Annotated in this window: 26 protein-coding genes, 3 tRNA genes and 4 rRNA genes; 10 read left to right on the top strand and 23 right to left on the bottom strand. The window is 51.6% G+C overall.

The window, feature by feature from the left end; translation table 11 throughout:
* The first annotated feature begins 166 nt into the window (after nucleotides 1-166).
* The 4 genes from RIN69_RS02190 to RIN69_RS02175 all read left to right on the top strand — a co-directional run bounded on the left by RIN69_RS02190 (nucleotide 167) and on the right by RIN69_RS02175 (nucleotide 4,319).
* Entirely contained in the window at nucleotides 167-1,192 is a 1,026-nt protein-coding gene (locus tag RIN69_RS02190; protein WP_313855273.1) for an amino acid ABC transporter substrate-binding protein, read from the top strand.
* A gap of 68 nt (nucleotides 1,193-1,260) precedes the next feature.
* A complete protein-coding gene (locus RIN69_RS02185; RefSeq protein ID WP_390902491.1) occupies nucleotides 1,261-2,439 on the top strand; it encodes an amino acid ABC transporter permease in 1,179 nt (392 codons plus the stop codon).
* Nucleotides 2,440-2,454: 15 nt separating this feature from the next.
* Nucleotides 2,455-3,555, top strand: coding sequence for an amino acid ABC transporter permease (locus RIN69_RS02180; RefSeq protein WP_313855271.1), 1,101 nt, complete (start codon nucleotides 2,455-2,457; stop codon nucleotides 3,553-3,555).
* Nucleotides 3,556-3,563: 8 nt separating this feature from the next.
* A complete protein-coding gene (locus RIN69_RS02175; RefSeq protein WP_313855270.1) occupies nucleotides 3,564-4,319 on the top strand; it encodes an amino acid ABC transporter ATP-binding protein in 756 nt (251 codons plus the stop codon).
* 153 nt (nucleotides 4,320-4,472) lie between these two features.
* On the opposite strand, the gene rrf (RIN69_RS02170) is transcribed toward RIN69_RS02175, so the two are convergent.
* From rrf (RIN69_RS02170) to RIN69_RS02140, 7 genes are all read right to left on the bottom strand, one after another.
* Nucleotides 4,473-4,588 (bottom strand): 5S ribosomal RNA (gene rrf, locus RIN69_RS02170).
* Between the two features lie 35 nt (nucleotides 4,589-4,623).
* Nucleotides 4,624-4,699, bottom strand: a tRNA-Thr gene (locus RIN69_RS02165).
* 41 nt (nucleotides 4,700-4,740) lie between these two features.
* A 5S ribosomal RNA gene (gene rrf / locus RIN69_RS02160) occupies nucleotides 4,741-4,856 on the bottom strand.
* Between the two features lie 110 nt (nucleotides 4,857-4,966).
* Nucleotides 4,967-7,876 (bottom strand): 23S ribosomal RNA (locus RIN69_RS02155).
* 195 nt (nucleotides 7,877-8,071) lie between these two features.
* A tRNA-Ala gene (locus RIN69_RS02150) sits at nucleotides 8,072-8,147 on the bottom strand.
* A gap of 150 nt (nucleotides 8,148-8,297) precedes the next feature.
* A tRNA-Ile gene (locus tag RIN69_RS02145) sits at nucleotides 8,298-8,374 on the bottom strand.
* A 74-nt stretch (nucleotides 8,375-8,448) separates the two neighbouring features.
* A 16S ribosomal RNA gene (locus RIN69_RS02140) occupies nucleotides 8,449-9,991 on the bottom strand.
* The 16S, 23S and 5S rRNA genes sit together here with 3 tRNA genes alongside, the layout of an rRNA operon.
* Before the next feature lie 506 nt (nucleotides 9,992-10,497).
* On the opposite strand from RIN69_RS02140, the gene RIN69_RS02135 reads away from it, so the two are divergent.
* Nucleotides 10,498-11,052 carry a gamma carbonic anhydrase family protein gene (locus RIN69_RS02135; RefSeq protein ID WP_313855269.1) on the top strand — a complete coding sequence of 185 codons (555 nt, stop codon included), beginning with the start codon at nucleotides 10,498-10,500 and terminating at the stop codon, nucleotides 11,050-11,052.
* On the opposite strand, the gene RIN69_RS02130 is transcribed toward RIN69_RS02135, so the two are convergent.
* The 6 genes from RIN69_RS02130 to dprA are packed head-to-tail and all read right to left on the bottom strand — an operon-like array spanning nucleotide 11,019 to nucleotide 14,817.
* Nucleotides 11,019-11,279, bottom strand: a complete 261-nt coding sequence (locus RIN69_RS02130) for a DUF1488 family protein (RefSeq protein WP_313855267.1) — start codon at nucleotides 11,277-11,279, stop codon at nucleotides 11,019-11,021. The genes RIN69_RS02135 and RIN69_RS02130 overlap by 34 nt on opposite strands.
* Entirely contained in the window at nucleotides 11,276-12,094 is an 819-nt protein-coding gene (gene aroE, locus RIN69_RS02125; RefSeq protein WP_313855266.1) for a shikimate dehydrogenase, read from the bottom strand. The genes RIN69_RS02130 and aroE overlap by 4 nt, the downstream gene beginning before the upstream one ends.
* Before the next feature lie 8 nt (nucleotides 12,095-12,102).
* Nucleotides 12,103-12,675 carry an L-threonylcarbamoyladenylate synthase type 1 TsaC gene (gene tsaC, locus RIN69_RS02120; protein ID WP_313855264.1) on the bottom strand — a complete coding sequence of 191 codons (573 nt, stop codon included), beginning with the start codon at nucleotides 12,673-12,675 and terminating at the stop codon, nucleotides 12,103-12,105.
* Nucleotides 12,665-13,222, bottom strand: a complete 558-nt coding sequence (locus RIN69_RS02115) for a DNA topoisomerase family protein (RefSeq protein ID WP_313855262.1) — start codon at nucleotides 13,220-13,222, stop codon at nucleotides 12,665-12,667. Before RIN69_RS02115 ends, tsaC begins: the two co-directional genes overlap by 11 nt.
* A 25-nt stretch (nucleotides 13,223-13,247) precedes the next feature.
* Complete coding sequence (gene smg / locus RIN69_RS02110; protein ID WP_052902768.1) at nucleotides 13,248-13,721, bottom strand: DUF494 family protein Smg; 474 nt, start codon at nucleotides 13,719-13,721, stop codon at nucleotides 13,248-13,250.
* Entirely contained in the window at nucleotides 13,693-14,817 is a 1,125-nt protein-coding gene (gene dprA / locus RIN69_RS02105) for a DNA-protecting protein DprA (RefSeq protein WP_390902490.1), read from the bottom strand. The genes smg and dprA overlap by 29 nt, the downstream gene beginning before the upstream one ends.
* 129 nt (nucleotides 14,818-14,946) lie before the next feature.
* On the opposite strand from dprA, the gene def reads away from it, so the two are divergent.
* From def to mscL, 5 genes are all read left to right on the top strand, one after another.
* On the top strand, nucleotides 14,947-15,456 hold the full coding sequence (def, locus tag RIN69_RS02100; RefSeq protein WP_313855259.1) for a peptide deformylase: 510 nt from the start codon (nucleotides 14,947-14,949) through the stop codon (nucleotides 15,454-15,456).
* A 25-nt stretch (nucleotides 15,457-15,481) separates the two neighbouring features.
* A complete protein-coding gene (gene fmt, locus RIN69_RS02095) occupies nucleotides 15,482-16,429 on the top strand; it encodes a methionyl-tRNA formyltransferase (protein WP_313855258.1) in 948 nt (315 codons plus the stop codon).
* A 49-nt stretch (nucleotides 16,430-16,478) separates the two neighbouring features.
* Complete coding sequence (gene rsmB, locus RIN69_RS02090; protein ID WP_313855256.1) at nucleotides 16,479-17,768, top strand: 16S rRNA (cytosine(967)-C(5))-methyltransferase RsmB; 1,290 nt, start codon at nucleotides 16,479-16,481, stop codon at nucleotides 17,766-17,768.
* A gap of 53 nt (nucleotides 17,769-17,821) precedes the next feature.
* The gene (gene trkA, locus RIN69_RS02085) at nucleotides 17,822-19,198 is read left to right on the top strand and encodes a Trk system potassium transporter TrkA (protein WP_313855254.1); all 1,377 of its coding nucleotides are present in this window, start codon (nucleotides 17,822-17,824) and stop codon (nucleotides 19,196-19,198) included.
* Between the two features lie 116 nt (nucleotides 19,199-19,314).
* On the top strand, nucleotides 19,315-19,719 hold the full coding sequence (gene mscL / locus RIN69_RS02080) for a large-conductance mechanosensitive channel protein MscL (RefSeq protein WP_313855252.1): 405 nt from the start codon (nucleotides 19,315-19,317) through the stop codon (nucleotides 19,717-19,719).
* On the opposite strand, the gene RIN69_RS02075 is transcribed toward mscL, so the two are convergent.
* From RIN69_RS02075 to secY, 10 genes are all read right to left on the bottom strand, one after another.
* Entirely contained in the window at nucleotides 19,673-19,963 is a 291-nt protein-coding gene (locus tag RIN69_RS02075) for an alternative ribosome-rescue factor A (protein WP_313857855.1), read from the bottom strand. The genes mscL and RIN69_RS02075 overlap by 47 nt on opposite strands.
* A gap of 53 nt (nucleotides 19,964-20,016) precedes the next feature.
* Complete coding sequence (gene zntR / locus RIN69_RS02070; RefSeq protein WP_313855251.1) at nucleotides 20,017-20,445, bottom strand: Zn(2+)-responsive transcriptional regulator; 429 nt, start codon at nucleotides 20,443-20,445, stop codon at nucleotides 20,017-20,019.
* A complete protein-coding gene (locus RIN69_RS02065) occupies nucleotides 20,445-20,816 on the bottom strand; it encodes a DnaJ family domain-containing protein (RefSeq protein ID WP_313855250.1) in 372 nt (123 codons plus the stop codon). Before RIN69_RS02065 ends, zntR begins: the two co-directional genes overlap by 1 nt.
* Nucleotides 20,817-20,934: 118 nt before the next feature.
* Nucleotides 20,935-21,321 carry a 50S ribosomal protein L17 gene (gene rplQ, locus RIN69_RS02060; protein WP_052902755.1) on the bottom strand — a complete coding sequence of 129 codons (387 nt, stop codon included), beginning with the start codon at nucleotides 21,319-21,321 and terminating at the stop codon, nucleotides 20,935-20,937.
* Nucleotides 21,322-21,361: 40 nt separating this feature from the next.
* Nucleotides 21,362-22,351, bottom strand: a complete 990-nt coding sequence (locus RIN69_RS02055; protein ID WP_017799035.1) for a DNA-directed RNA polymerase subunit alpha — start codon at nucleotides 22,349-22,351, stop codon at nucleotides 21,362-21,364.
* A 25-nt stretch (nucleotides 22,352-22,376) separates the two neighbouring features.
* Nucleotides 22,377-22,997 (bottom strand): 30S ribosomal protein S4, encoded by a 621-nt coding sequence (rpsD, locus tag RIN69_RS02050; RefSeq protein WP_052902753.1) that lies wholly within the window; start codon nucleotides 22,995-22,997, stop codon nucleotides 22,377-22,379.
* Nucleotides 22,998-23,028: 31 nt separating this feature from the next.
* Nucleotides 23,029-23,418: a 30S ribosomal protein S11 gene (gene rpsK, locus RIN69_RS02045; RefSeq protein ID WP_004160563.1), complete on the bottom strand. Its 390-nt coding sequence runs from the start codon at nucleotides 23,416-23,418 to the stop codon at nucleotides 23,029-23,031.
* Nucleotides 23,419-23,434: 16 nt separating this feature from the next.
* A complete protein-coding gene (gene rpsM, locus RIN69_RS02040) occupies nucleotides 23,435-23,791 on the bottom strand; it encodes a 30S ribosomal protein S13 (RefSeq protein WP_313855248.1) in 357 nt (118 codons plus the stop codon).
* A 143-nt stretch (nucleotides 23,792-23,934) separates the two neighbouring features.
* Nucleotides 23,935-24,051, bottom strand: a complete 117-nt coding sequence (rpmJ, locus tag RIN69_RS02035) for a 50S ribosomal protein L36 (RefSeq protein WP_004160566.1) — start codon at nucleotides 24,049-24,051, stop codon at nucleotides 23,935-23,937.
* Nucleotides 24,052-24,090: 39 nt separating this feature from the next.
* Complete coding sequence (secY, locus tag RIN69_RS02030) at nucleotides 24,091-25,413, bottom strand: preprotein translocase subunit SecY (protein ID WP_052902749.1); 1,323 nt, start codon at nucleotides 25,411-25,413, stop codon at nucleotides 24,091-24,093.
* Nucleotides 25,414-25,416: the final 3 nt, after the last annotated feature.

Raw genomic sequence — 25,416 nt, 5'->3', positions numbered from 1 at the left:
TGGTTACCTTAGGTTATTAATATCTCTTTCTAGCTAATTCAGGATTCCGCAACTTTGGCATTGCGTTTGCAGAGTGGTGGATGGCTAACAGCCGCAGACAGGAAAAGTGCACGACCTTTAAGTGTACTAAACACATAAAAAAACACTACGTCACACAGGATGCCTTATGAATAAGATGATGCTTTCAACTCTGGTAGCTACTGCCACGCTGCTCGCAGCCACCAGTCAGGCATATGCTGGCGCCACGCTGGATGCGATTAAGAAGAAAGGCTTTGTGCAGTGCGGTATCAGTGACGGTTTGCCTGGCTTCTCTTATGCTGATGCCAGCGGCAAATTTACCGGCCTGGATGTGGATATCTGTCGTGCTACCGCAGCGGCAGTATTTGGTGATGCCAATAAAGTAAAATATACCGCACTGACAGCCAAAGAGCGCTTTACCGCTCTGCAATCTGGCGAAGTCGATATCCTGTCACGTAATACCACCTGGACCTCAGCACGGGATGGCGGCATGGGCTTTATGTTTGCCGGTGTCAACTACTACGACGGTATCGGCTTCCTGACGCACAACAAAGCAGGATTAAAAAGTGCTAAGGAGCTTGATGGTGCAACCGTTTGCATTCAGGCAGGCACCGATACCGAACTGAACGTCGCCGATTACTTCAAAGCTAATAACATGAAGTATATCCCGGTAACCTTCGACCGCTCAGATGAATCAGCAAAAGCGCTGGACACTGGCCGCTGCGATACCCTGGCTTCTGACCAGTCACAGCTGTATGCACTGCGTATAAAACTGGGTAAACCTGAAGAATTTATCGTATTGCCGGAAGTGATCTCTAAAGAGCCGCTGGGCCCGGTTGTTCGACGGGGCGATGATGACTGGTTCACTATCGTCAAATGGTCATTTAACGCCATGCTCAATGCGGAAGAAATGGGTGTTTCATCAAAGAATGTCGATCAGATGGCAGCCAAACCTACCACGCCAGATATGGCTCACTTATTAGGTACTGAGGGTGATTTCGGAAAGGATTTGAAACTCGACAACAAGTGGGCGTTCAACATCATCAAACAGGTAGGCAACTATCAGGAAAGTTTTGATCGTAACGTCGGTAAAGACAGCGCGCTAAAAATTGCTCGTGGTCAGAATGCTCTCTGGAAAGATGGCGGCATCCAGTACGCACCGCCGGTTCGTTAATCCCCCCTGTCTACCGGGCACCGCACACGCGGTGCTCAGGCCAGAGTTCTTGTAGCTGAGGTTTCATCATGTCTCAACGCCCAACCGTCAAAAGGGATTTTTCCTTCAGTAATCCTGCGGTGCGCGCATGGCTATATCAGATTATCGCGATTGTCGCGGTGCTGGTAGTTGTGGGATATTTGGTTCACAACACCGTGATTAACCTGTCCAACCGCGGCATTACCTCCGGCTTTGGCTTTCTCGAACGCAGTGCAGGTTTCGGTATTGTGCAGCATCTGATTGATTATTCAGATGGCGATACCTACGCACGGGTGTTTCTTGTCGGCCTGACCAACACGCTGCTGGTCTCCGCACTTTGTATTGTTTTTGCATCATTGCTGGGGTTTTTCATCGGCCTGGCCCGCTTGTCTGACAACTGGCTGTTGCGAAAAATCGCCAATATCTATATCGAAACCTTCCGTAATATCCCGCCGTTGTTGCAGATCTTTTTCTGGTATTTTGCGGTACTGCGCAATTTACCCGGCCCGCGCCAGGCATTAAGCGCTTTCGATCTCGCCTTTGTCAGTAACCGCGGTCTCTACTTACCCTGGCCGGAATCTGCGCCTGGCACTCTGCCATTTCTGATCGCGTTGATGATAGCGATTGCTGGCAGCATCGGGTTATTCCGTTTTAATCGTAAACACCAGCTAAAAACCGGCCAGCTGCGTCGTAGCTGGCCGGCGGCGCTGGTGATGCTGATTCTGTTACCGTTGGGCGCTCATCTGATTTTCGGCGCGGCGGTGCACTGGAACGTGCCCGAACTGAGCGGCTTTAACTTCCGTGGAGGCTTTGCACTGATACCTGAGCTGGCGGCGCTGACCCTGGCACTGTCGATTTATACCTCTTCGTTTATCGCTGAGGTGATTCGCTCAGGCATTCAGTCGGTACCGCATGGTCAGAGCGAAGCTGCACTTTCATTGGGATTACCGAATCCGGTCACCCTGCGTCAGGTGATTATCCCGCAGGCGATGCGGGTGATTATTCCCCCGCTAACCAGCCAGTATCTTAATGTCGTAAAAAACTCATCGCTGGCAGCAGCTATCGGCTATCCGGATATGGTGTCGTTGTTTGCCGGAACGGTGCTTAACCAGACCGGTCAGGCGATTGAAACTATCGCCATCACCATGGCGGTCTACCTGACCATCAGCTTGTCTATTTCGCTGTTGATGAATATCTATAACCGCAAAATCGCCCTGGTTGAGCGTTAAGAGAACGGTGCCATTATGACTGTAACCACTCATGAAATACCGCCCGTGCCGACCAATGCGTTTTCTCGCGCGGTGAAATGGGCTAGAAAGAATCTGTTTTCCAGCTGGACAAATTCCCTGTTAACGCTTTTCTGCGTCTGGGTGATCTGGAGCCTGCTTCCCCCTGCACTTAACTGGCTAATCTTCCAGGCAAACTGGTTTGGCACAACCCGTGCCGACTGTACTAAGGAGGGTGCATGCTGGGTGTTTATCCACGCCCGCTTTGGTCAGTTCATGTATGGGCTCTATCCGCACGAGCTACGCTGGCGCATTAATCTGGCGCTGGTCATTGGCTTGCTGTCGATTATACCCATGTTTATCAAAAGTCTGCCGCGCCGTGGCCGCTACATCGCCGTCTGGGCGGTGACTTATCCTGTCATCGCCTGGTTATTGCTGTACGGAGGCTGGTTTGGCCTGGAGCGCGTTGAAACACGACAGTGGGGTGGCTTAACTCTGACGCTAATCATCGCTGCAATTGGTATTGCAGGCGCACTGCCGTTGGGGATTCTGCTGGCGTTAGGTCGCCGTTCACATATGCCGGTGGTCCGCACATTATCGATAATCTTTATCGAGTTCTGGCGCGGCGTACCGCTGATTACCGTGCTATTTATGTCTTCGGTGATGCTGCCGCTATTTATGGCGGAGGGCACCAGTATCGACAAACTGGTACGCGCCCTGGTTGGAGTGATCCTGTTCCAATCAGCTTATGTGGCTGAAGTAGTGCGCGGTGGTCTACAGGCGCTGCCAAAAGGCCAGTACGAAGCGGCTGAATCGCTGGCGCTGGGTTACTGGAAAACGCAAGGGCTGGTGATACTGCCACAGGCGCTGAAGATGGTAATTCCGGGGCTGGTAAACACCATTATTGCACTGTTTAAAGATACCAGTCTGGTCATCATCATTGGTCTGTTTGATCTTTTCAGTAGTGTTCAGCAGGCAACCGTCGACCCGACCTGGCTTGGTATGTCGACCGAAGGCTATGTTTTTGCTGCTCTGGTCTACTGGATTTTCTGTTTCAGCATGTCGCGCTATAGCCAGCATCTGGAGAAGCGCTTTCACACCGGGCGTACACCGCACTGAGGTTTAAAATGACGATGACTAATTCTGACAACGCGATGATGATTACGCTCGAAAATGTTAACAAGTGGTTCGGGCAGTTTCATGTCCTGAAAGATATTAATCTGAAGGTCAAACCGCGCGAGCGTATCGTTCTGTGTGGTCCTTCCGGCTCAGGTAAATCTACAACTATTCGTTGTATCAATCATCTGGAAGAGCATCAGAAAGGGCGCATCGTGGTCGATGGGACGTTGCTGAATGATGACCTGCGTAACATTGAGCGCGTACGTACCGAAGTCGGCATGGTGTTCCAGCACTTTAATCTGTTCCCCCACCTTACTGTGTTACAGAACTGTACTCTGGCACCGATCTGGGTGCGCAAGACGCCAAAGAAAGAAGCGGAAGAGCTGGCCATGCATTACCTGCAACGCGTGCGCATTGCAGAGCATGCACATAAATTTCCTGGGCAGCTTTCAGGTGGTCAGCAACAACGCGTGGCGATTGCCCGTTCACTCTGTATGAAGCCGAAGATCATGCTGTTTGATGAACCCACCTCGGCGCTCGATCCGGAAATGGTGAAGGAAGTGCTGGATACCATGATTGGGCTGGCGGAGGACGGTATGACTATGCTGTGCGTCACCCATGAGATGGGCTTTGCGCGTACCGTTGCCGATCGGGTGATCTTTATGGATCGTGGTGAAATCGTTGAGGAAGCGCCACCGCAGCAATTTTTCTCCAATCCTCAGTCCGAGCGTACTCGTGCATTTCTGTCGCAGGTTATTCACTAACCGACCGGCTGTACAATTCGCTGCATGTCATCGCACCCTGCTGCCACTTGTTGGCATCGGGGGCGATATTTGACCGAAAATGATTCACAGTCTGAATGCAACACAGACAAAAAAGCCCCATGCTTTCGCATGGGGCTTTTTTGTTTAATTAATGCCTGGCAGTTCCCTACTCTCGCATGGGGAGACCCCACACTACCATCGGCGCTACGGCGTTTCACTTCTGAGTTCGGCATGGGGTCAGGTGGGACCACCGCGCTAAAGCCGCCAGGCAAATTCTTTATTTACCGAACTCATGCTTTAATACTGGTGCTGATACCCAGAGTCGAACTGGGGACCTCACCCTTACCAAGGGTGCGCTCTACCAACTGAGCCATATCAGCAAAACTGCAGGTGACGATTACGTCACTTTACTTAATTTGATGCCTGGCAGTTCCCTACTCTCGCATGGGGAGACCCCACACTACCATCGGCGCTACGGCGTTTCACTTCTGAGTTCGGCATGGGGTCAGGTGGGACCACCGCGCTAAAGCCGCCAGGCAAATTCTGTTATCCGCGCCGCCCTGCAGGCCACGCGAATCAATCCGTTTCGAACAAGCTGAAATTGATGGTTCTCTCACACACAACCACCAAAACACTTCTGGCGTTGTAAGGTTAAGCCTCACGGGTCATTAGTACCGGTTAGCTCAACGCATCGCTGCGCTTACACACCCGGCCTATCAACGTCGTAGTCTTCAACGTCCCTTCAGGACCCTCAAGGAGTCAGGGAGAATTCATCTCGAGGCAAGTTTCGCGCTTAGATGCTTTCAGCGCTTATCTTTTCCGCATTTAGCTACCGGGCAATGCCATTGGCATGACAACCCGAACACCAGTGATGCGTCCACTCCGGTCCTCTCGTACTAGGAGCAGCCCCTCTCAATTCTCCAGCGCCCACGGCAGATAGGGACCGAACTGTCTCACGACGTTCTAAACCCAGCTCGCGTACCACTTTAAACGGCGAACAGCCGTACCCTTGGGACCTACTTCAGCCCCAGGATGTGATGAGCCGACATCGAGGTGCCAAACACCGCCGTCGATATGAACTCTTGGGCGGTATCAGCCTGTTATCCCCGGAGTACCTTTTATCCGTTGAGCGATGGCCCTTCCATTCAGAACCACCGGATCACTATGACCTGCTTTCGCACCTGCTCGAGCCGTCACTCTCGCAGTCAAGCCAGCTTATGCCATTGCACTAACCTCACGATGTCCGACCGTGATTAGCTGACCTTCGTGCTCCTCCGTTACTCTTTAGGAGGAGACCGCCCCAGTCAAACTACCCACCAGACACTGTCCCCACGCCGGATTACGGCGCCAGGTTAGAACATCAAACATTAAAGGGTGGTATTTCAAGGTTGGCTCCACGCAGACTGGCGTCCACGCTTCGAAGCCTCCCACCTATCCTACACATCAAGGCTCAATGTTCAGTGTCAAGCTGTAGTAAAGGTTCACGGGGTCTTTCCGTCTTGCCGCGGGTACACTGCATCTTCACAGCGAGTTCAATTTCACTGAGTCTCGGGTGGAGACAGCCTGGCCATCATTACGCCATTCGTGCAGGTCGGAACTTACCCGACAAGGAATTTCGCTACCTTAGGACCGTTATAGTTACGGCCGCCGTTTACCGGGGCTTCGATCAAGAGCTTCTCCTTGCGGATAACCCCATCAATTAACCTTCCGGCACCGGGCAGGCGTCACACCGTATACGTCCACTTTCGTGTTTGCACAGTGCTGTGTTTTTAATAAACAGTTGCAGCCAGCTGGTATCTTCGACTGGCTTCAGCTCCGGGAGCAAGTCCCTTCACCTACGCGCCAGCGTGCCTTCTCCCGAAGTTACGGCACCATTTTGCCTAGTTCCTTCACCCGAGTTCTCTCAAGCGCCTTGGTATTCTCTACCTGACCACCTGTGTCGGTTTGGGGTACGATTTCGTGTTACCTGGAGCTTAGAGGCTTTTCCTGGAAGCATGGCATCAGTTACTTCACCACCGTGGTGGCTCGTCATCACGCCTCAGCCTTAGAGCATTCCGGATTTGCCTGGAATGCAAGCCTACACGCTTAAACCGGGACAACCGTCGCCCGGATAACCTAGCCTTCTCCGTCCCCCCTTCGCAGTAACACCAAGTACAGGAATATTAACCTGTTTCCCATCGACTACGCTTTTCAGCCTCGCCTTAGGGGTCGACTCACCCTGCCCCGATTAACGTTGGACAGGAACCCTTGGTCTTCCGGCGAGCGGGCTTTTCACCCGCTTTATCGTTACTTATGTCAGCATTCGCACTTCTGATACCTCCAGCAGACCTCACAGTCCACCTTCGACGGCTTACAGAACGCTCCCCTACCCAACAACGCATAAGCGTCGCTGCCGCAGCTTCGGTGCATGGTTTAGCCCCGTTACATCTTCCGCGCAGGCCGACTCGACCAGTGAGCTATTACGCTTTCTTTAAATGATGGCTGCTTCTAAGCCAACATCCTGGCTGTCTGTGCCTTCCCACATCGTTTCCCACTTAACCATGACTTTGGGACCTTAGCTGGCGGTCTGGGTTGTTTCCCTCTTCACGACGGACGTTAGCACCCGCCGTGTGTCTCCCGTGATAACATTCTCCGGTATTCGCAGTTTGCATCGGGTTGGTAAGCCGGGATGGCCCCCTAGCCGAAACAGTGCTCTACCCCCGGAGATGAGTTCACGAGGCGCTACCTAAATAGCTTTCGGGGAGAACCAGCTATCTCCCGGTTTGATTGGCCTTTCACCCCCAGCCACAAGTCATCCGCTAATTTTTCAACATTAGTCGGTTCGGTCCTCCAGTTAGTGTTACCCAACCTTCAACCTGCCCATGGCTAGATCACCGGGTTTCGGGTCTATACCCTGCAACTTAACGCCCAGTTAAGACTCGGTTTCCCTGCGGCTCCCCTATACGGTTAACCTTGCTACAGAATATAAGTCGCTGACCCATTATACAAAAGGTACGCAGTCACCCTGATAAATCAAGGCTCCCACTGCTTGTACGTACACGGTTTCAGGTTCTGTTTCACTCCCCTCGCCGGGGTTCTTTTCGCCTTTCCCTCACGGTACTGGTTCACTATCGGTCAGTCAGGAGTATTTAGCCTTGGAGGATGGTCCCCCCATATTCAGACAGGATGTCACGTGTCCCGCCCTACTCATCGAACTCACAATAAGTGCAGCTTCGTGTACGGGGCTATCACCCTGTATCGCGCCACTTTCCAGAGGCTTCCACTGCTGCACAAACTGATTCAGGTTCTGGGCTGTTCCCCGTTCGCTCGCCGCTACTGGGGGAATCTCGGTTGATTTCTTTTCCTCTGGGTACTTAGATGTTTCAGTTCCCCAGGTTCGCCTCATTAAGCTATGTATTCACTTAATGATAATGCAACGAATTGCATTGGGTTTCCCCATTCGGGTATCGACGGTTGTAGCGCCTCATATCGGCTTACCGTCGCTTATCGCAGATTAGCACGCCCTTCATCGCCTCTGACTGCCAGGGCATCCACCGTGTACGCTTAGTCGCTTAACCTCACAACCCACAAGTGTTTCCACTGCGGTTGTAAGCATTTGAGAGACTCGAACACATCGCGATTCATTTCTTATTACGGAGAAATGAGACGACGCGTCGTTTCAATTTTCAGCTTGTTCCGGATTGTTAAAGAGCATAATACTTCGCAGCACACCGTTGCCGGTTTGCTCTGAAGTATTTTTTGAGTAAACAGTATGGTGGAGCTAAGCGGGATCGAACCGCTGACCTCCTGCGTGCAAGGCAGGCGCTCTCCCAGCTGAGCTATAGCCCCATACAGTTACTGCAGAGACCATCTACTACCACTCACCAGGAGTCACATCTCTCTTTTGAAGAAATGCTAATTCGTTCTCAGGCAAGGCGTGCGGGAGGGAAGTTTACTTCGGTAAACGACCGACTGCATAACGCAGCATGAGAAGGAATTTGGTAGGCCTGAGTGGACTTGAACCACCGACCTCACCCTTATCAGGGGTGCGCTCTAACCACCTGAGCTACAAGCCTGTAGAGGTTTTTTCTGCTCGTTACTTTTTCATCAGACAATCTGTGTGGACACTACGCGGGTATCTTCACATAGGTAAGGAGGTGATCCAACCGCAGGTTCCCCTACGGTTACCTTGTTACGACTTCACCCCAGTCATGAATCACAAAGTGGTAAGCGCCCTCCCGAAGGTTAAGCTACCTACTTCTTTTGCAACCCACTCCCATGGTGTGACGGGCGGTGTGTACAAGGCCCGGGAACGTATTCACCGTAGCATTCTGATCTACGATTACTAGCGATTCCGACTTCACGGAGTCGAGTTGCAGACTCCGATCCGGACTACGACGCACTTTATGAGGTCCGCTTGCTCTCGCGAGGTCGCTTCTCTTTGTATGCGCCATTGTAGCACGTGTGTAGCCCTGGCCGTAAGGGCCATGATGACTTGACGTCATCCCCACCTTCCTCCGGTTTATCACCGGCAGTCTCCTTTGAGTTCCCGACATTACTCGCTGGCAACAAAGGATAAGGGTTGCGCTCGTTGCGGGACTTAACCCAACATTTCACAACACGAGCTGACGACAGCCATGCAGCACCTGTCTCACGGTTCCCGAAGGCACTAAGGCATCTCTGCCGAATTCCGTGGATGTCAAGGCCAGGTAAGGTTCTTCGCGTTGCATCGAATTAAACCACATGCTCCACCGCTTGTGCGGGCCCCCGTCAATTCATTTGAGTTTTAACCTTGCGGCCGTACTCCCCAGGCGGTCGACTTAACGCGTTAGCTCCGGAAGCCACGCCTCAAGGGCACAACCTCCAAGTCGACATCGTTTACGGCGTGGACTACCAGGGTATCTAATCCTGTTTGCTCCCCACGCTTTCGCACCTGAGCGTCAGTCTTCGTCCAGGGGGCCGCCTTCGCCACCGGTATTCCTCCAGATCTCTACGCATTTCACCGCTACACCTGGAATTCTACCCCCCTCTACGAGACTCAAGCTTGCCAGTTTCAAATGCAGTTCCCAGGTTGAGCCCGGGGATTTCACATCTGACTTAACAAACCGCCTGCGTGCGCTTTACGCCCAGTAATTCCGATTAACGCTTGCACCCTCCGTATTACCGCGGCTGCTGGCACGGAGTTAGCCGGTGCTTCTTCTGCGGGTAACGTCAATGACGAAGGTTATTAACCCTCATCCCTTCCTCCCCGCTGAAAGTACTTTACAACCCGAAGGCCTTCTTCATACACGCGGCATGGCTGCATCAGGCTTGCGCCCATTGTGCAATATTCCCCACTGCTGCCTCCCGTAGGAGTCTGGACCGTGTCTCAGTTCCAGTGTGGCTGGTCATCCTCTCAGACCAGCTAGGGATCGTCGCCTAGGTGAGCCGTTACCCCACCTACTAGCTAATCCCATCTGGGTTCATCCGATGGTGTGAGGCCCGAAGGTCCCCCACTTTGGTCTTGCGACGTTATGCGGTATTAGCTACCGTTTCCAGTAGTTATCCCCCTCCATCGGGCAGATCCCCAGACATTACTCACCCGTCCGCCACTCGTCACCCGGGGAGCAAGCTCCCCTGTGCTACCGTTCGACTTGCATGTGTTAGGCCTGCCGCCAGCGTTCAATCTGAGCCATGATCAAACTCTTCAATTAAAAAGCTTGATGCTCAAAGAATTAAAACTGTTATTCGTAATGAATATAGTAGTCACTCTTGAGACTTGATATTTCAAATTTTTTCCATCCGAGGATGGTTTGCGATATCAACCCTGCGAGTGCCCACACAGATTGTCTGATAAATTGTTAAAGAGCAGTGCAATCAGCGATTTGGCTTGCTGTTGCGAGGTGGCGTATATTACGCTTTCCTCCTTCAGAGTCAACCTCTTTTTCAGAAGTTTTTCTCCGGCGGTTCAGAACTTCCTGAACCTCTCAACACCGTGGCTGGTAAGCCGTTGTTCCGTGTCGATGGAGGCGCATTATAGGGATCCGAATTTAATGCACAAGCCTTTTTTCGATCTTTTATTTTGGTTGCTGAGTTTTCAATCTTTTCGCTGAGATCTCGTTCGATCCGCGCAATTTTGCCGCACAATTAACGCTATTCATTGATAGCAATCCGGCGTAAACATTATCCTTCAATGACATCATCACAGGAGAACAACTCTATGCCCGCAGTTTTACGTGCTTTTAAACAAAAGTTTCCTCAATTAGGCGAACGCGTAATGGTCGATGCGTCGAGCGTGGTGGTCGGTGATGTCTCACTGGCGGACGATGTCAGTATCTGGCCACTGGTAACGATTCGCGGTGACGTTCATAAGGTAGCGATCGGCAAACGTACGAATATTCAGGACGGCAGCGTACTGCATGTAACCCATCAGTCGTCATATAATCCGGAAGGTCATCCACTGATCATCGGTGAAGACGTAACGATCGGTCATAAAGTGATGCTGCATGGTTGCACCATTGGTAATCGCGTGCTGGTGGGTATGGGGTCGATTTTGCTGGATGGCGTAATAGTAGAAGACGATGTGATGATTGGCGCCGGCAGTCTGGTGGCTCCGGGTAAAAGGCTGGAAAGTGGTTATCTCTATATAGGTAGCCCGGCGAAGCAAGCACGACCACTGTCAGAAAAAGAGATCGCCGGGTTACTCTACTCCTCCAGCAACTATGTTGGCTGGAAGGATGATTACTTAGCTGAGGAGAGCCAGACCCAGCCCTGATCGTCTTCCTGTTGTTGCTCGATCAATGCTTCGGCTTCTTCTTCTATATCCCAGCGGTGCGATCTGAACAATTCAAGATCGGATGCACCGCTGCCGTAGCGCTGACGCAACGTTAACGCCGCAATAGCGCAGGTGAGATGAAAACCGTTTACCTGTGCCGGAAAACAGACCGCCTGACGCTCATTGTCCCAGAACTCACGATCGGGAAACTGAATCGCCTGGTTCACTCTGCCAGCTCGCGTTTCAGGATCGCAATCACCGGGGTGATTTCAGGTAATTTGCCATGCCACAAAAGAAAAGCATGCGCGGCTTGTCCCACCAGCATCCCGAGGCCATCGGCAAACTGCATTGCACCCTGTTGCTGACACCAGCTAAGAAACGGCGTGAGCCCAACCTGATAAAACATGTCGTAGCAACGCACCTTATCAGTAACCAATGAAGCTGGCACCGCTGGAATATCTCCCGCGACACCACTGGAGGTGGCATTGATAATCAGGTCGAAATGCTGACCTGCCAGTTGATCCATCGCCACCGCCTGCACGTCCCCGCTCTGCTGGAACACCGTAACCAGCTCTTCAGCACGGCTCAGGGTGCGATTGGTCAATATGATCGAACAACCAAATGACAATAACGGTAAGATCACACCGCGCGCCGCGCCGCCTGCACCGATCAATAAGATCCGGTCGCCTGGCTTGATCAGCTCAAGACGTTGAAGATCGCTTAGCAAACCAATGCCATCGGTATTATCGCCGGTTAAAGTACCGTCTGCATTTAGCTTCAGGGTATTAACCGCGCCGGATAGTGCCGCGCGCTCGGTTAACTCACTGGCCAGCGCAAAGGCTTGCTGCTTAAAAGGCAACGTAACATTTGCGCCACGCCCGCCTTGCGCAAAGAATTGATTTAGAGTGGCGGCAAAATCGTCAACCGGCGCACAAATTCGTCCGTAAGCATGGTCAATACCGGTTTGCTGTGAGAACAGTTGATGAATACGCGGTGATTTACTGTGACTTATCGGATTACCAAATACGGCGAAAGCGTCCATTCTGTTCCTTACCCCTGACGGATCAGTTCACCCGAGATAACATCACGGATTTCTGAGGGATTAAGTCGTCCGCCGGTTACCCCCACCAGCAGTGGAAACTCGCTGCCGAACTGCGCGCGCACCTCTTCGACACTGCGGCAAGGTTCGGCACCGGTCAAGTTAGCACTGGTGGATACCAGCGGCTTACCAAACGCGCGACACAGGCGCTGCACGTCCGGATGATCGCTGACGCGCACCGCCAGTGAATCAAAACGGCCGGTCAGCCAGCGGGGAGTATGTTGTGATGCCGGCACCACCCAGCTTACCGGACCGGGCCAGCTGGCAAACATACGTTCGCGCTGCTCGACAGAAAGTTCAGCGTCGGCAACATAGGGCTCAAGCTGCTGGTAATCAGCTGCGATTAAAATCAGCCCTTTCTCAACCGGACGCTGCTTTAGCGCCAGTAACTTTAGTACCGCAGTTTCACTGTCAGGGTCACAACCCAAACCAAAAACCGCCTCTGTCGGATAGGCGATCACAGCTTGCTGTAGAAGCTGTGCAACGGATGACTCAAGCGAGCCGGCTAACAGATCATTCTTCACTACGGATTCCTGCGGTAACTGGCTTGCCACACGCCTTGCTGGCGCAATAACGTTTTAAGCCTCTGGCGGTTTTTTTCTCGATCAGCAGAGGAAAGTGGCAGAACTCGCACTCGCCTTCAACCGGGGTAAAATTAACTGCAAACTGACAATCAGGATAGCGATCGCAGGCGTGAAAAGTTTTGCCATAACGCGAGCGACGCTGAACCAGTTTGCCTTGCTGACATTGCGGGCAAGGAATGGTGGTTTCATCGGGACGATCGATCACTTCAGTATGTTCGCAAGCTGGATAATGACTGCAGCCGATAAACATACCGTAGCGACCCTGCCGCAGCACCAGCTCGGACTGACATTGCGGACACAGTTGCCCTTCCAGTACTTTCACCACATGCCCGTCGGCCTGACTTTTCAGCGGACGTATATATTCACAGGTTGGATAATCAGAGCAGCCGAGAAACGCACCGTGTTTCCCGGAGCGAATAACCAGTTCTGCCCCGCATTGGGGGCAGGGTTCATTTTTTCGCACAGCGAAAAGCGCTGTTTTATTCATAGCGTTGTGTACACGAAGGCAATCTTCAGTGCAGCATTCCTTCATTAGCTTCGAAAAGTAGCTCTTCCATCTGCTGATAGGCGTTTTCACATCCCGGGATGTTAAACAGCACCATCAGCACGACCCATTTAAGATCTTCCAGATCGAACTCGAGGGTATCCAAAGCCATAATGCGTTCGATAACCATTTCCCGGGTTTCGAGATTAAGCACCTGAATCTGCTCCAGGAACAGAATGAAACCACGACAATTGGCATCGAGACGCTGGCTCTCTTCCTCAGTGTAGATACGCATTGACAACGGATCGCTTGCCAGCTGAATCGGAGCGGTAAGACCGTCCTGATAATCTGCCAGCTTTTCCAACCAGTTCAACGCATTATAAATATCTTCACGATGAAAACCTGCATCGGTCAAATCATCAGTCAATTTATCCTGGTCCACGCGCATTTCTGCTTCGTTGTGGATATAGGTTTCAAATAAGTACATTAATACGTCGAACATGGCATGCCCTCCTCAATCGGACATAGCCGCCGGGTACAGCTGCGATCCATCCTGCTAACTCCAGCTCAAGCAACTTAGCTACGATGGCTGGCACAGGTTGGCCGGCACGTTCAGCGACGACGTCAACAGGTGTAACCTCATCTCCTACGTTAGCCAACACATCAGCAAATGGCAATGGAACATCGGCATTGTCTGAAGAATATGTTGGCTGTTTAGCGAAAAAAGGCATCCAGTTGAGGTTGCTGTTCATTTCTTCCAGAATATTGTTCGGGTGCGCGACTAATAATGCCCCTTGCTGAATCAACCAGTGCACCCCCTCACTTCCGCTATTTCCCAGCGCACCTGGCAGAGCATACACCTCGCGATTTTGTTCCAGCGCATAGCGCGCGGTCACCAGCGAACCACTGCGCAGCGAAGCTTCAACTACCAACACCCCGGCACTCAGGCCACTAATAATCCGGTTACGTTGGGGGAAGTGATGTGGCAGGGGGAGTGTTGACAGAGGAAACTCGGAAACCAGCGCACCACCGCCAGCAATAATCTCACTGGCCAGTGCGCTATGCCGCTTTGGATACAGCGCAGTTAAACCACTGCCCAATACTGCAATCGTCTTTCCTTCCACCTCAAGCGCCGCGCGATGTGCCACGCCATCAATCCCCAGCGCCAGTCCGCTGGTGATGGTCAGGCCACTCAGCGCCAGCGCCTGGGTAAAATAAGCTCCCCATTCACGACCATAGTGACTACAGTCGCGGCTACCGACCACCGCCAGCTGTGGCGATGACAGGATATCCCGATTGCCGGCAATAAACAGCAGCGGCGGATAGCTGGCAATATTCTTCAACTGTGGCGGGTAATCAGCCGCGTCGGCGGTTAACAGATGGTGCTGAGGCAACGCCAGCCAGCTGAGAGTATTTTCCAGCACACGTGGGTTACACTGGCGAAACTGACTAATTTGCCCGGCGTTTAACCCGGCAGTACGCAAAGCATCGTCGCTGGTTTCATTAAAAGAAATCAGGGTGGTAGCCGTATTCAGCATTTGCATGCCAGACAGAGCTTTCACTTCAGACAAGCGCAGCCAAATCTCAGTTGAGTTCACGTTACTTTCCTTGTAATCGCCAGCGCAAAGGTGCGCCGCTCATCGCGAGGAATGCTGTCAATCAGCGCCTGAAATGTCTACAATAAGAGGAATAATTCTTTTATCCCTTGAACACAGATCTGGAAAGTTATGTCAGTTTTGCAGGTATTACATTTTCCTGACGATCGCCTTCGCATCGTCGCAAAGCCAGTTAAAGAAGTGAATGCAGACGTTCAGCGCATCGTCGATGATATGTTCGAAACGATGTACGCCGAAGAAGGCATCGGTCTGGCGGCGACGCAGGTTGATATCCATCAGCGCATCATCGTTATTGATGTGTCAGAGGAGCGCGACCAGCGTTTAGTCCTGATCAATCCGGAGCTGCTGGAAGAGTGTGGCGAAACCGGTATTGAAGAGGGCTGCCTGTCGATTCCAGAGCAGCGTGCGCTGGTACCGCGTTCAGAAAAAGTGAAAATCCGCGCGCTGGATCGTGACGGTAACAGTTTTGAGCTGGAAGCAGATGGCCTGCTGGCAATCTGTATTCAGCACGAGATGGATCACTTGGTTGGTAAGTTATTTATCGATTACCTCTCGCCAATGAAGCGTCAGCGTATTCGTCAGAAACTGGAAAAACTGGCGCGTCTTAATACGCGTGCCTGATAGTACTGCTTTCGAAGGGAAAACTGTGTCCGATTCGCTAAAGATCATTTTCGCCGGTACCCCTGATTTTGCCGCGCAGCATCTTGCTGCGCTGCTTGCTTCAGAGCATCAGGTGGTTGGCGTGTTTACTCAGCCTGACCGCCCGGCTGGCCGTGGCAATAAACTGACGCCCAGCCCGGTTAAAGTGCTGGCACTGGAACATAATATTCCGGTGTTTCAGCCTAAGTCGCTGCGTCCGGAAGAGAACCAGCAATTGGTCTCTGACCTGGATGCCGATCTGATGGTGGTGGTCGCCTACGGATTGATTCTGCCAAAAGCGGTGCTGGATATGCCACGCCTTGGCTGTATCAATGTGCATGGCTCACTGCTGCCGCGCTGGCGTGGCGCGGCGCCAATTCAACGTTCACTGTGGGCGGGTGACAGCGAAACCGGCGTCACTATTATGCAGATGGATGTCGGTCTGGATACCGGTGACATGCTGTATAAACTCGCCTGCCCGATTGAATCCAGTGATACCAGTGCCACGCTGTACAACAAGCTGGCGCAGCTTGGTCCAACCGGCATGTTAGCCACCATCCAGCAGCTGGCGGAAGGCAGTGCTAAACCGGAAGTGCAGGATGAAACGGCGGTAAACTACGCTGAGAAGCTGAGTAAAGAAGAGGCTCGCCTCGACTGGTCACTCTCTGCGGCTCAGCTGGAACGCTGTATCCGCGCCTTCAACCCATGGCCGATGAGCTATTTTACCGTTGAGGATCAGCCGGTAAAAGTGTGGAGCGCGCAAGTTCTGCCGCACCAGGCTAATCGCCAGCCGGGTGAGATCGTGCATGCAGATAAAAACGGTATTCAGGTCGCGACCTCTGACGGCGTACTGAATATCACTGAATTGCAGCCAGCCGGCAAAAAAGCGATGAAAGCGCAGGATATTCTTAATTCCCGCCGTGAATGGTTCATACAGGGCAGTATTCTTGCCTGATCCTCCAGCCCGGCAATACGTCGGGCTTTTGTTTATTGACGACCTAATAATGAAAAAACAGACCAATCTCCGCAGCCTTGCGGCACAAGCTATCGAGCGCGTTGTTGAGCAGGGACAATCACTCAGCAATGTCCTGCCCGCTGCGCAAAAGTCATTATCCGAAAAAGATAGCGCCCTGCTGCAGGAGCTCTGTTTCGGCGTGCTGCGTACATTGCCGCAGCTGCAGTGGATCATTAATAAACTGATGTCGCGTCCGATGACCGGCAAGCAGCGCACTATCCACTTCCTGATTATGGTCGGCCTGTATCAGTTGATGTATACCCGTATTCCGGCACATGCTGCGCTGGCTGAAACCGTCGAAGGCGCGGTAGTGCTGAAGCGGCAGGCGCTGAAAGGGTTAATCAATGGCGTACTGCGTCAGTTCCAGCGCCAGCAGGAAGCGCTGATGCTGGAAATGAATGACGGCCCGCATAAATATCTGCATCCGAAGTGGCTGCTGGAACGCCTGCAGCGCGCATGGCCAGATAACTGGCAGCAAATCGTCGAGGCTAATAACCAGCGCCCACCGATGTGGCTGCGCGTTAACCGTCAGCATCACAGCCGTGATGCCTGGCTGGCACTGCTGCAGGAGTCAGGTAAACAAGCTGAAGCACATCCTGAACACAGCGATGCATTGCGTCTTGATTCGCCATGCCCGGTCAGTCAGTTGCCAGGCTTCGATAAAGGCTGGGTCACGGTGCAGGATGCCTCAGCGCAAGGTTGCGTCGCGCTGCTTGATCCGCAAAATGGCGAATCGATCCTCGATCTTTGTGCAGCTCCCGGTGGTAAGACTACCCATATTCTTGAGGCAGCACCTCAGGCTAAGGTGATGGCCGTTGATATTGACGAGCAGCGCCTGGCGCGAGTGAATGAAAACCTCGCTCGTCTGGGGATGAGCGCAACGGTGAAGTCAGGCGATGGTCGCTATCCGGAACAATGGGCAGAGGGCGTGCAATTCGACCGCATCTTACTGGATGCTCCATGCTCAGCAACCGGGGTGATTCGACGACATCCGGATATCAAATGGCTGCGTCGCGATCGTGATATCGCTGAGCTGGCAGCGCTTCAGCAGGAGATCCTTGATGCAGTATGGCCTAAGCTGAAGTCGGGCGGTACGCTGCTGTATGCAACCTGCTCAGTTCTGCCGGAAGAGAACCACCACCAGGTCAGCGCGTTTCTTAACCGTCATCCTGATGCAAAACTTCAGCCGATTGCTGACGACACGCTGCCCGGCCTGCAAGTTTTCCCACATCCGCAGGGCGGAGATGGTTTCTTTTACGCTAAGCTGATAAAAAATTGATTATCCGGCTGCGCTGGCAGCCGGACTTAATCACGGAATAAGCTGAAACAACGATGAAAATAATCATATTGGGTGCCGGACAGGTTGGCGGAACACTGGCGGAGAATCTCGTTGGCGAGAACAACGACATTACGGTGGTGGACACCGATGGCGTGCGTTTGCGCCAGCTGCAGGATAAATTCGATTTACGCGTGGTGCAGGGGCATGGCTCACACCCGAGAGTACTGCGCGAAGCCGGTGCCGAAGATGCCGATATGCTGGTGGCAGTAACCAGTTCGGATGAAACCAATATGATTGCCTGCCAGGTTGCCTACTCGCTGTTTAATACGCCAAATCGTATCGCGCGTATCCGTGCACCTGACTATATCCGCGATGCTGACAAGCTGTTTATTCCCGAAGCGGTGCCTATCGATCACCTTATCGCACCTGAGCAGCTGGTTATCGACAATATTTATCGCCTGATTGAATATCCGGGCGCCCTGCAAGTGGTGAATTTTGCTGGCGGCAAAGTCAGTCTCGCAGTAGTGAAAGCCTATTACGGCGGCCCGCTGGTCGGCAACGCACTGTCAATTATGCGTGAGCATATGCCGCATATCGACACCCGCGTTGCCGCTATTTTCCGCCAGGATCGACCTATTCGTCCTCAGGGATCTACCATTGTTGAAGCCGGTGATGAAGTGTTCTTTATTGCCGCCAGTCAACATATCCGGGCGGTGATGAGTGAACTGCAACGACTGGAAAAACCCTATAAGCGCATTATGCTAGTCGGCGGCGGTAATATTGGATTTGGTCTGGCGCAACGACTGGAGAAGAATTACAGCGTTAAACTGATCGAACGTAATCAGCAGCGTGCTGCCGAACTGGCAGAGCAGTTGCAGGATACCATCGTGTTTTATGGCGATGCCTCAGACCAGGAATTACTGGCAGAAGAGCATATTGAGCAGGTCGATCTGTTTATTGCCGTCACCAATGATGATGAAGCTAACATTATGTCAGCCATGCTGGCGAAAAAGATGGGAGCAAAAAAGGTGATGGTACTGATCCAGCGTAAAGCCTACGTCGATCTGGTTCAGGGTAGCGTGATAGACATTGCCATCTCACCGCAGCAAGCCACCATCTCTGCGCTGCTGGGCCATGTGCGTAAAGCCGATATTGTCAGTGTTTCCTCATTACGCCGCGGCATCGCTGAAGCTATCGAAGCCATTGCCCATGGTGACGAAAGCACTTCGCGGGTGGTTGGCCGCTTAATTGATGATATAAAACTGCCGCCGGGCACCATCATTGGTGCCGTTGTACGCGGCGATGATGTGATGATTGCCAATGACAATCTGCGCATTGAACAAGGCGATCATGTGATTATGTTCCTGACCGATAAGAAGTTCGTTCCTGACGTTGAACGACTCTTCCAGCCAAGTCCTTTCTTCCTCTGATATACACAGGAGTCAGTAACGTGGCTCCCGGCTAATATCAACTAATTGCAGTAAGAAATGGCAAACGGCGAATCGTTTGTTAAACTTTAGCCATTGGCACAGGAATGGAGATAACAATGAGTTTATTCAAAGAGTTTCGCGACTTTGCGATGCGTGGCAACGTCGTCGATTTGGCAGTGGGTGTAATTATTGGTGCAGCGTTCGGCAAGATCGTCTCTTCACTGGTAGCGAATATTATCATGCCGCCGTTAGGACTTCTGATTGGCGGAGTCGACTTTAAGCAATTTGAATGGGTACTGAAACCTGCGGTGGGCGAAGCGCCTGCTGTTGTCATGCAGTACGGCGTATTTATTCAGACCGTGTTCGATTTCGTGATTGTTGCGTTTGCTATCTTTATGGCAATTAAACTGATGAACAAGATGTACAAGAAGAAAGAGGCTGCGCCAGCGAAAACTCCAGCGCAAGAAGTCCTGCTTACTGAAATCCGCGATCTGTTGAAGCAACAAAATAACCAGCCGTAGCTGAAAAAAAACCGTCGAAAGACGGTTTTTTTTTACCTGAAACCAGAAAGCCAGTGGTAAGAATCTGCTTTGCATTCTTACCACTGGCCTCCCAGTTACCTTTTCCTGCATGCTTATCTTTACGTCGATAGCTGCCTTTTCCTTTCTGATTCACTTCAATGCGCGGTTTAAACAACGGGTCATGAAGCAGCGCTTCGATAGCGTTATCGCGTATCTTGCCTTTTTTATGCTGGTAAACGGTCATGATATTTTCCTTTGTGATTAACGCGAAGAATATAGGCTCGATTTGTCTGAATTTCAATCTGCTTTCGCATTGATAGTGGTGGCCCCCTGTTCTAAAGCCTCAAGAATTGAGCAATAAGCACTGCTGTGATCCGCACCGCAACAGGCATCATTCAGCCGTTTAAGCGAGCGCTGCATATGTTGTAGCTCATTAATCATTTCCTCAACTTCGCCGAGCCGCTTTTGCACGATAGTTTTCGACTCATGGCAAGTATGCTGCTCGGGATCGATACGTATCGACAGTAGCTCACGAATTGAATCAAGAGTAAAACCCAGCTGTCGGCCATAGCGAATAAATTTAAGACGTTGCAGATCTTTCTCCGTATAGAGACGAAATCCCCCTTCGGTTCTCACCTCATGCTCCATCATCTGCTGCTTTTCATAATAGCGAATGGTGTCCGGGGTTACATCCGCCAGCCTGGCCAGTTGTCCGATACGATACATTAATTATTCTCCGCAAAGCGCTGTTTTAAATGGTGACGATATTCACCATCGAGAAATCCGGTCGACAGGCCAGCCTGCTTCAACTTCATTTCAAGTAGCGTCAAGCGCTTAAGATTAGGCTGATAGCGTTGATCATCAGGTTCAAGCGATTGAAGTAAAGCATCAAGTTCAACCGCTTCACGTTTCATTTCCAGTTCTGGAGGTAAATAGCCGGAATTTTTCAGTAGCCGATAGGATGCCCGCAGTTCTGGTGGAACATGGCTGTCATCATCAAGGATCAGCGGTTTTCCCGCGCCCGGAAGTTGATCGAGTTCGCCAGCGGCCTGCGCCTCACGGATATGTTGTTCAACGAGTTGGTCAATTAACCACATCACCTTCTCCTTTACAGAAGTGAGCTATGGATAGCATAACCAAATATCAGACGGGAAGTACGAAGAATTTTGGATATAAAAAAACCGGGCAAGCCCGGTTTTTCTACGTTACTGCAGATTACTCTGCAGCAGCTTCTGCTTGCAGCTCTGGACGATCAACCAGCTCGATGTAAGCCATCGGAGCGTTGTCACCAGCGCGGAAGCCACACTTCAGAATGCGAGTGTAACCACCGGCACGGCTCGCGAAACGCGGGCCCAGCTCGTTAAACAGTTTTGCCACGATCTCGTTATCACGAGTACGGGCGAATGCCAGACGACGATTAGCTACGCTGTCGGTCTTGGCAAGAGTAATCAGCGGCTCAACTACGCGACGCAGCTCTTTCGCTTTCGGCAGGGTCGTCTTGATGATCTCATGACGAACCAAAGAGCCAGCCATGTTGCGGAACATAGCCTGACGATGGCTGCTGTTGCGGTTCAGTTGACGACCACTCTTACGATGGCGCATGACCTTATCCTTCTCAGTGAAACCTTAACCTGTGATCGGGTTATTCATCAGCAATGCTAGCTGGTGGCCAGTTTTCCAGGCGCATGCCCAGTGACAGACCACGTGATGCCAGCACATCTTTAATCTCGGTAAGAGATTTCTTACCAAGGTTAGGCGTTTTAAGCAGCTCAACCTCGGTACGCTGTACCAGATCACCGATGTAGTGGATAGCTTCTGCCTTAAGGCAGTTAGCAGAGCGGACAGTCAATTCCAGATCGTCAACAGGGCGCAGCAGGATCGGATCGAATTCTGGTTTCTCTTCTTTAACTTCCGGCTGACGAACATCACGTAAGTCAACGAAAGCTTCAAGTTGTTCTGCCAGGATGGTTGCCGCACGGCGGATCGCTTCTTCAGGATCAATAGTGCCGTTGGTTTCCATTTCGATGACCAGCTTGTCCAGGTCAGTACGCTGCTCAACACGCGCCGCTTCAACATTGTAGGCTATACGGTCTACAGGGCTGTAGCAGGCGTCGACTAACAGACGACCGATCGGGCGCTCATCTTCTTCCGAATGAATTCGGGCAGAAGCCGGCACATAACCGCGACCGCGCTGAACTTTGATACGCATATTAATAGCTGCGTTCTCATCGGTCAGGTGGCAGATCACGTGCTGCGGCTTGACGATTTCGACATCACCATCATGGGTGATATCGGCTGCAGTCACAGGGCCAATGCCAGATTTATTCAGGGTAAGAATAACTTCATCTTTGCCTTGAACTCTTACCGCAAGCCCTTTCAGGTTGAGAAGGATTTCCAGGATATCTTCCTGTACGCCCTCTTTGGTGCTGTACTCATGCAGTACACCATCAATTTCAACCTCGGTCACCGCGCAACCCGGCATGGATGAAAGCAGAATACGGCGCAGTGCGTTACCAAGAGTATGGCCAAAGCCACGCTCTAAAGGCTCAAGGGTCACCTTGGCGTGCGTCGAACTGACTTGCTCGATATCTACCAGGCGCGGTTTTAGAAACTCTGTCACAGAACCCTGCATTGTGTCCTCTCTTTGGTACTAAGCTTTACTTGGAGTAAAGCTCGACGATCAGGTGTTCGTTAATGTCCGCAGACAGATCGGTACGTTCAGGAATACGTTTGAACACACCTTCCATCTTAGTCGCATCAACTTCCAGCCAGGTTGGCTTTTCACGCTGCTCAGCCAGCTCCAGAGCGGCTTTAACGCGAGACTGCTTTTTGGCTTTCTCGCGGATGCTAACAACGTCATTCGGAGTTACCTGATAAGAAGCGATGCTGACAACGCGGCCGTTTACCATTACAGATTTATGGCTAACCAGCTGACGTGCTTCTGCACGAGTAGCGCCAAAGCCCATACGGTAAACTACGTTATCCAGACGACCTTCCAGCAGAGCCAACAGGTTTTCACCGGTGTTGCCTTTCAGACGTGCTGCTTCTTTGTAATAGTTGCGGAACTGACGCTCCAGAACACCGTACATACGGCGAACTTTTTGCTTTTCACGCAACTGCACACCATAGTCAGACAGACGCGGTTTACGCGCACCGTGCTGGCCAGGAGCTTGTTCAATCTTACACTTGGTATCAATCGCGCGAACGCCAGACTTAAGGAACAGGTCTGTACCCTCGCGACGGCTCAGCTTGAGCTTAGGACCCAAATATCTTGCCATTTTCTTTCTCCAACATTCCTAAAAACGTGCGTTATACGCGACGTTTTTTCGGCGGACGACAACCGTTGTGAGGGATCGGAGTCACATCAGTAATATTAGTGATGCGGAAACCAGCAGCGTTCAGAGCACGAATCGTTGATTCGCGGCCTGGACCCGGACCCTTAACCATAACTTCCAGGTTCTTGATACCGTAATCTTTCACGGCTTCTGCGCAACGTTCTGCAGCGACCTGCGCAGCGAACGGCGTAGATTTACGAGAACCACGGAAACCGGAACCACCGGCAGTTGCCCAACCCAGTGCGTTACCCTGACGATCAGTAATAGTAACGATGGTGTTGTTAAAAGAAGCATGGACATGAGCCACGCCGTCAGAGACTTGTTTTCTTACACGCTTACGTGCACGAACTGGTGCCTTTGCCATTATTCAATCACCCCGATTATTTCTTGATCGGTTTACGCGGACCCTTACGGGTACGTGCGTTGGTCTTAGTACGCTGACCGCGAACTGGAAGACCACGACGATGACGCAAACCACGATAGCAACCAAGGTCCATAAGACGCTTGATGCTCAGGGTGACTTCACGACGCAGATCGCCTTCAACGACGAACTTTGCAACTTCATCACGCAGCGTGTCAATTTGTTCTTCAGACAGCTCTCTGATCTTAACATCTTCAGCGATACCCGCAGCGGCGCAAATGGCCTGGGAGCGAGTCTTGCCGATACCGTAGATCGAAGTTAATGCGATAACGGTATGTTTCTGATCAGGAATGTTAATGCCTGCTATACGGGCCACTATGCACTCCTACTATTCAAATATGCGCTCCATGCTGAAAAGCCCGTTTTCAGGATACTCAAATGGAAACGCATAGACATACAAAAGATTGGCTGGCTAATCTAGCCAGCTCAACCCGACTTTGCAAGAAAAATATGTGAAAATCAGCCTTGGCGCTGTTTATGCTTTGGCTCGGCACTACAAATCACACGCACAACACCGTCGCGACGGATGATTTTGCAGTTACGACATAATTTCTTGACGGAAGCACGAACTTTCATTTTTACTCTCCGTAACTTCTCAAGCTCCTGAAAATGGCCTTAGCCTTTCAGGTTTGCTTTCTTCAATGCAGACTCGTATTGACTAGACATCATCAGAGTTTGCACTTGAGCCATAAAGTCCATGATGACAACGACTACGATCAGCAGTGATGTACCGCCGAAGTAGAATGGAACTTTCATCGCATCACGCATGAACTCCGGGATTAGGCAGATGAAAGTAATGTACAGTGCACCGACCAAGGTCAGGCGAGTCATTACTTTATCGATGTACTTCGCCGTTTGCTCTCCCGGACGAATTCCTGGTACAAATGCACCAGACTTCTTCAGGTTATCTGCTGTTTCACGCGGGTTGAAAACCAACGCCGTGTAGAAGAAACAGAAGAAGATGATTGCAGTCGCATAGAGTAACACATACAGCGGCTGTCCTGGCTGTAAATACATCGAAATTGTAGTCAGCCAGTTCCAACCGGTACCACCACCGAACCAGGACGCAATTGTCGCCGGGAACAGGATGATGCTGGAAGCAAAGATAGCAGGAATTACACCGGCCATATTCACTTTCAACGGTAAATGTGTGCTCTGCGCAGCATAGACACGACGGCCTTGCTGACGTTTCGCATAGTTCACCACAATGCGGCGTTGACCACGCTCAACGAAAACAACGAAGAAGGTCACTGCAAATACGAGAACTGCAACCAACAGCAACAGGAGGAAGTGCAGGTCGCCTTGCCGCGCTTGCTCGATGGTATGGCCAATGGCCGGCGGCAATCCCGCAACAATACCAGCGAAGATAATGATCGAGATACCGTTACCGATACCTCGTTCAGTAATCTGTTCGCCCAGCCACATCAGGAACATTGTCCCGGTAACCAGACTCACAACAGCGGTAAAGTAGAATGGGAAGCCTGGGTTTAACACCAGGCCCTGCATTCCAGGCATATTCGGTAAACCGGTAGCAATACCGATAGACTGAAATATAGCCAATACCAGAGTACCGTAACGGGTGTACTGGCTAATCTTACGACGGCCAGCCTCCCCTTCTTTCTTGATCTCTGCCAGGGCGGGATGAACCACCGTCAGCAGCTGGATAATAATCGATGCCGAAATATACGGCATGATACCCAGAGCAAAAATAGAAGCACGGCTCAGAGCACCACCAGAGAACATGTTAAACATTTCAATGATGGTGCCACGCTGTTGCTCAAGCAGTTTGGCAAGTACAGTGGCATCGATACCAGGGATCGGAATAAAAGAGCCAATGCGGAAGACAATCAGCGCACCAATTACAAACAGAAGTCTGCGTTTTAGTTCGCCAAAACCACCCTTGGCACTTTGAAAATCTAATCCCGGTTGCTTAGCCATCTG

It is taken from the genome of Winslowiella toletana, assembly GCF_032164335.1.
In the GTDB taxonomy this organism is placed as follows: domain Bacteria; phylum Pseudomonadota; class Gammaproteobacteria; order Enterobacterales; family Enterobacteriaceae; genus Erwinia; species Erwinia toletana_A.
The sequence above is the reverse complement of the archived record's forward strand: the minus strand, read 5'-3'. Positions and strand labels throughout refer to the sequence as shown.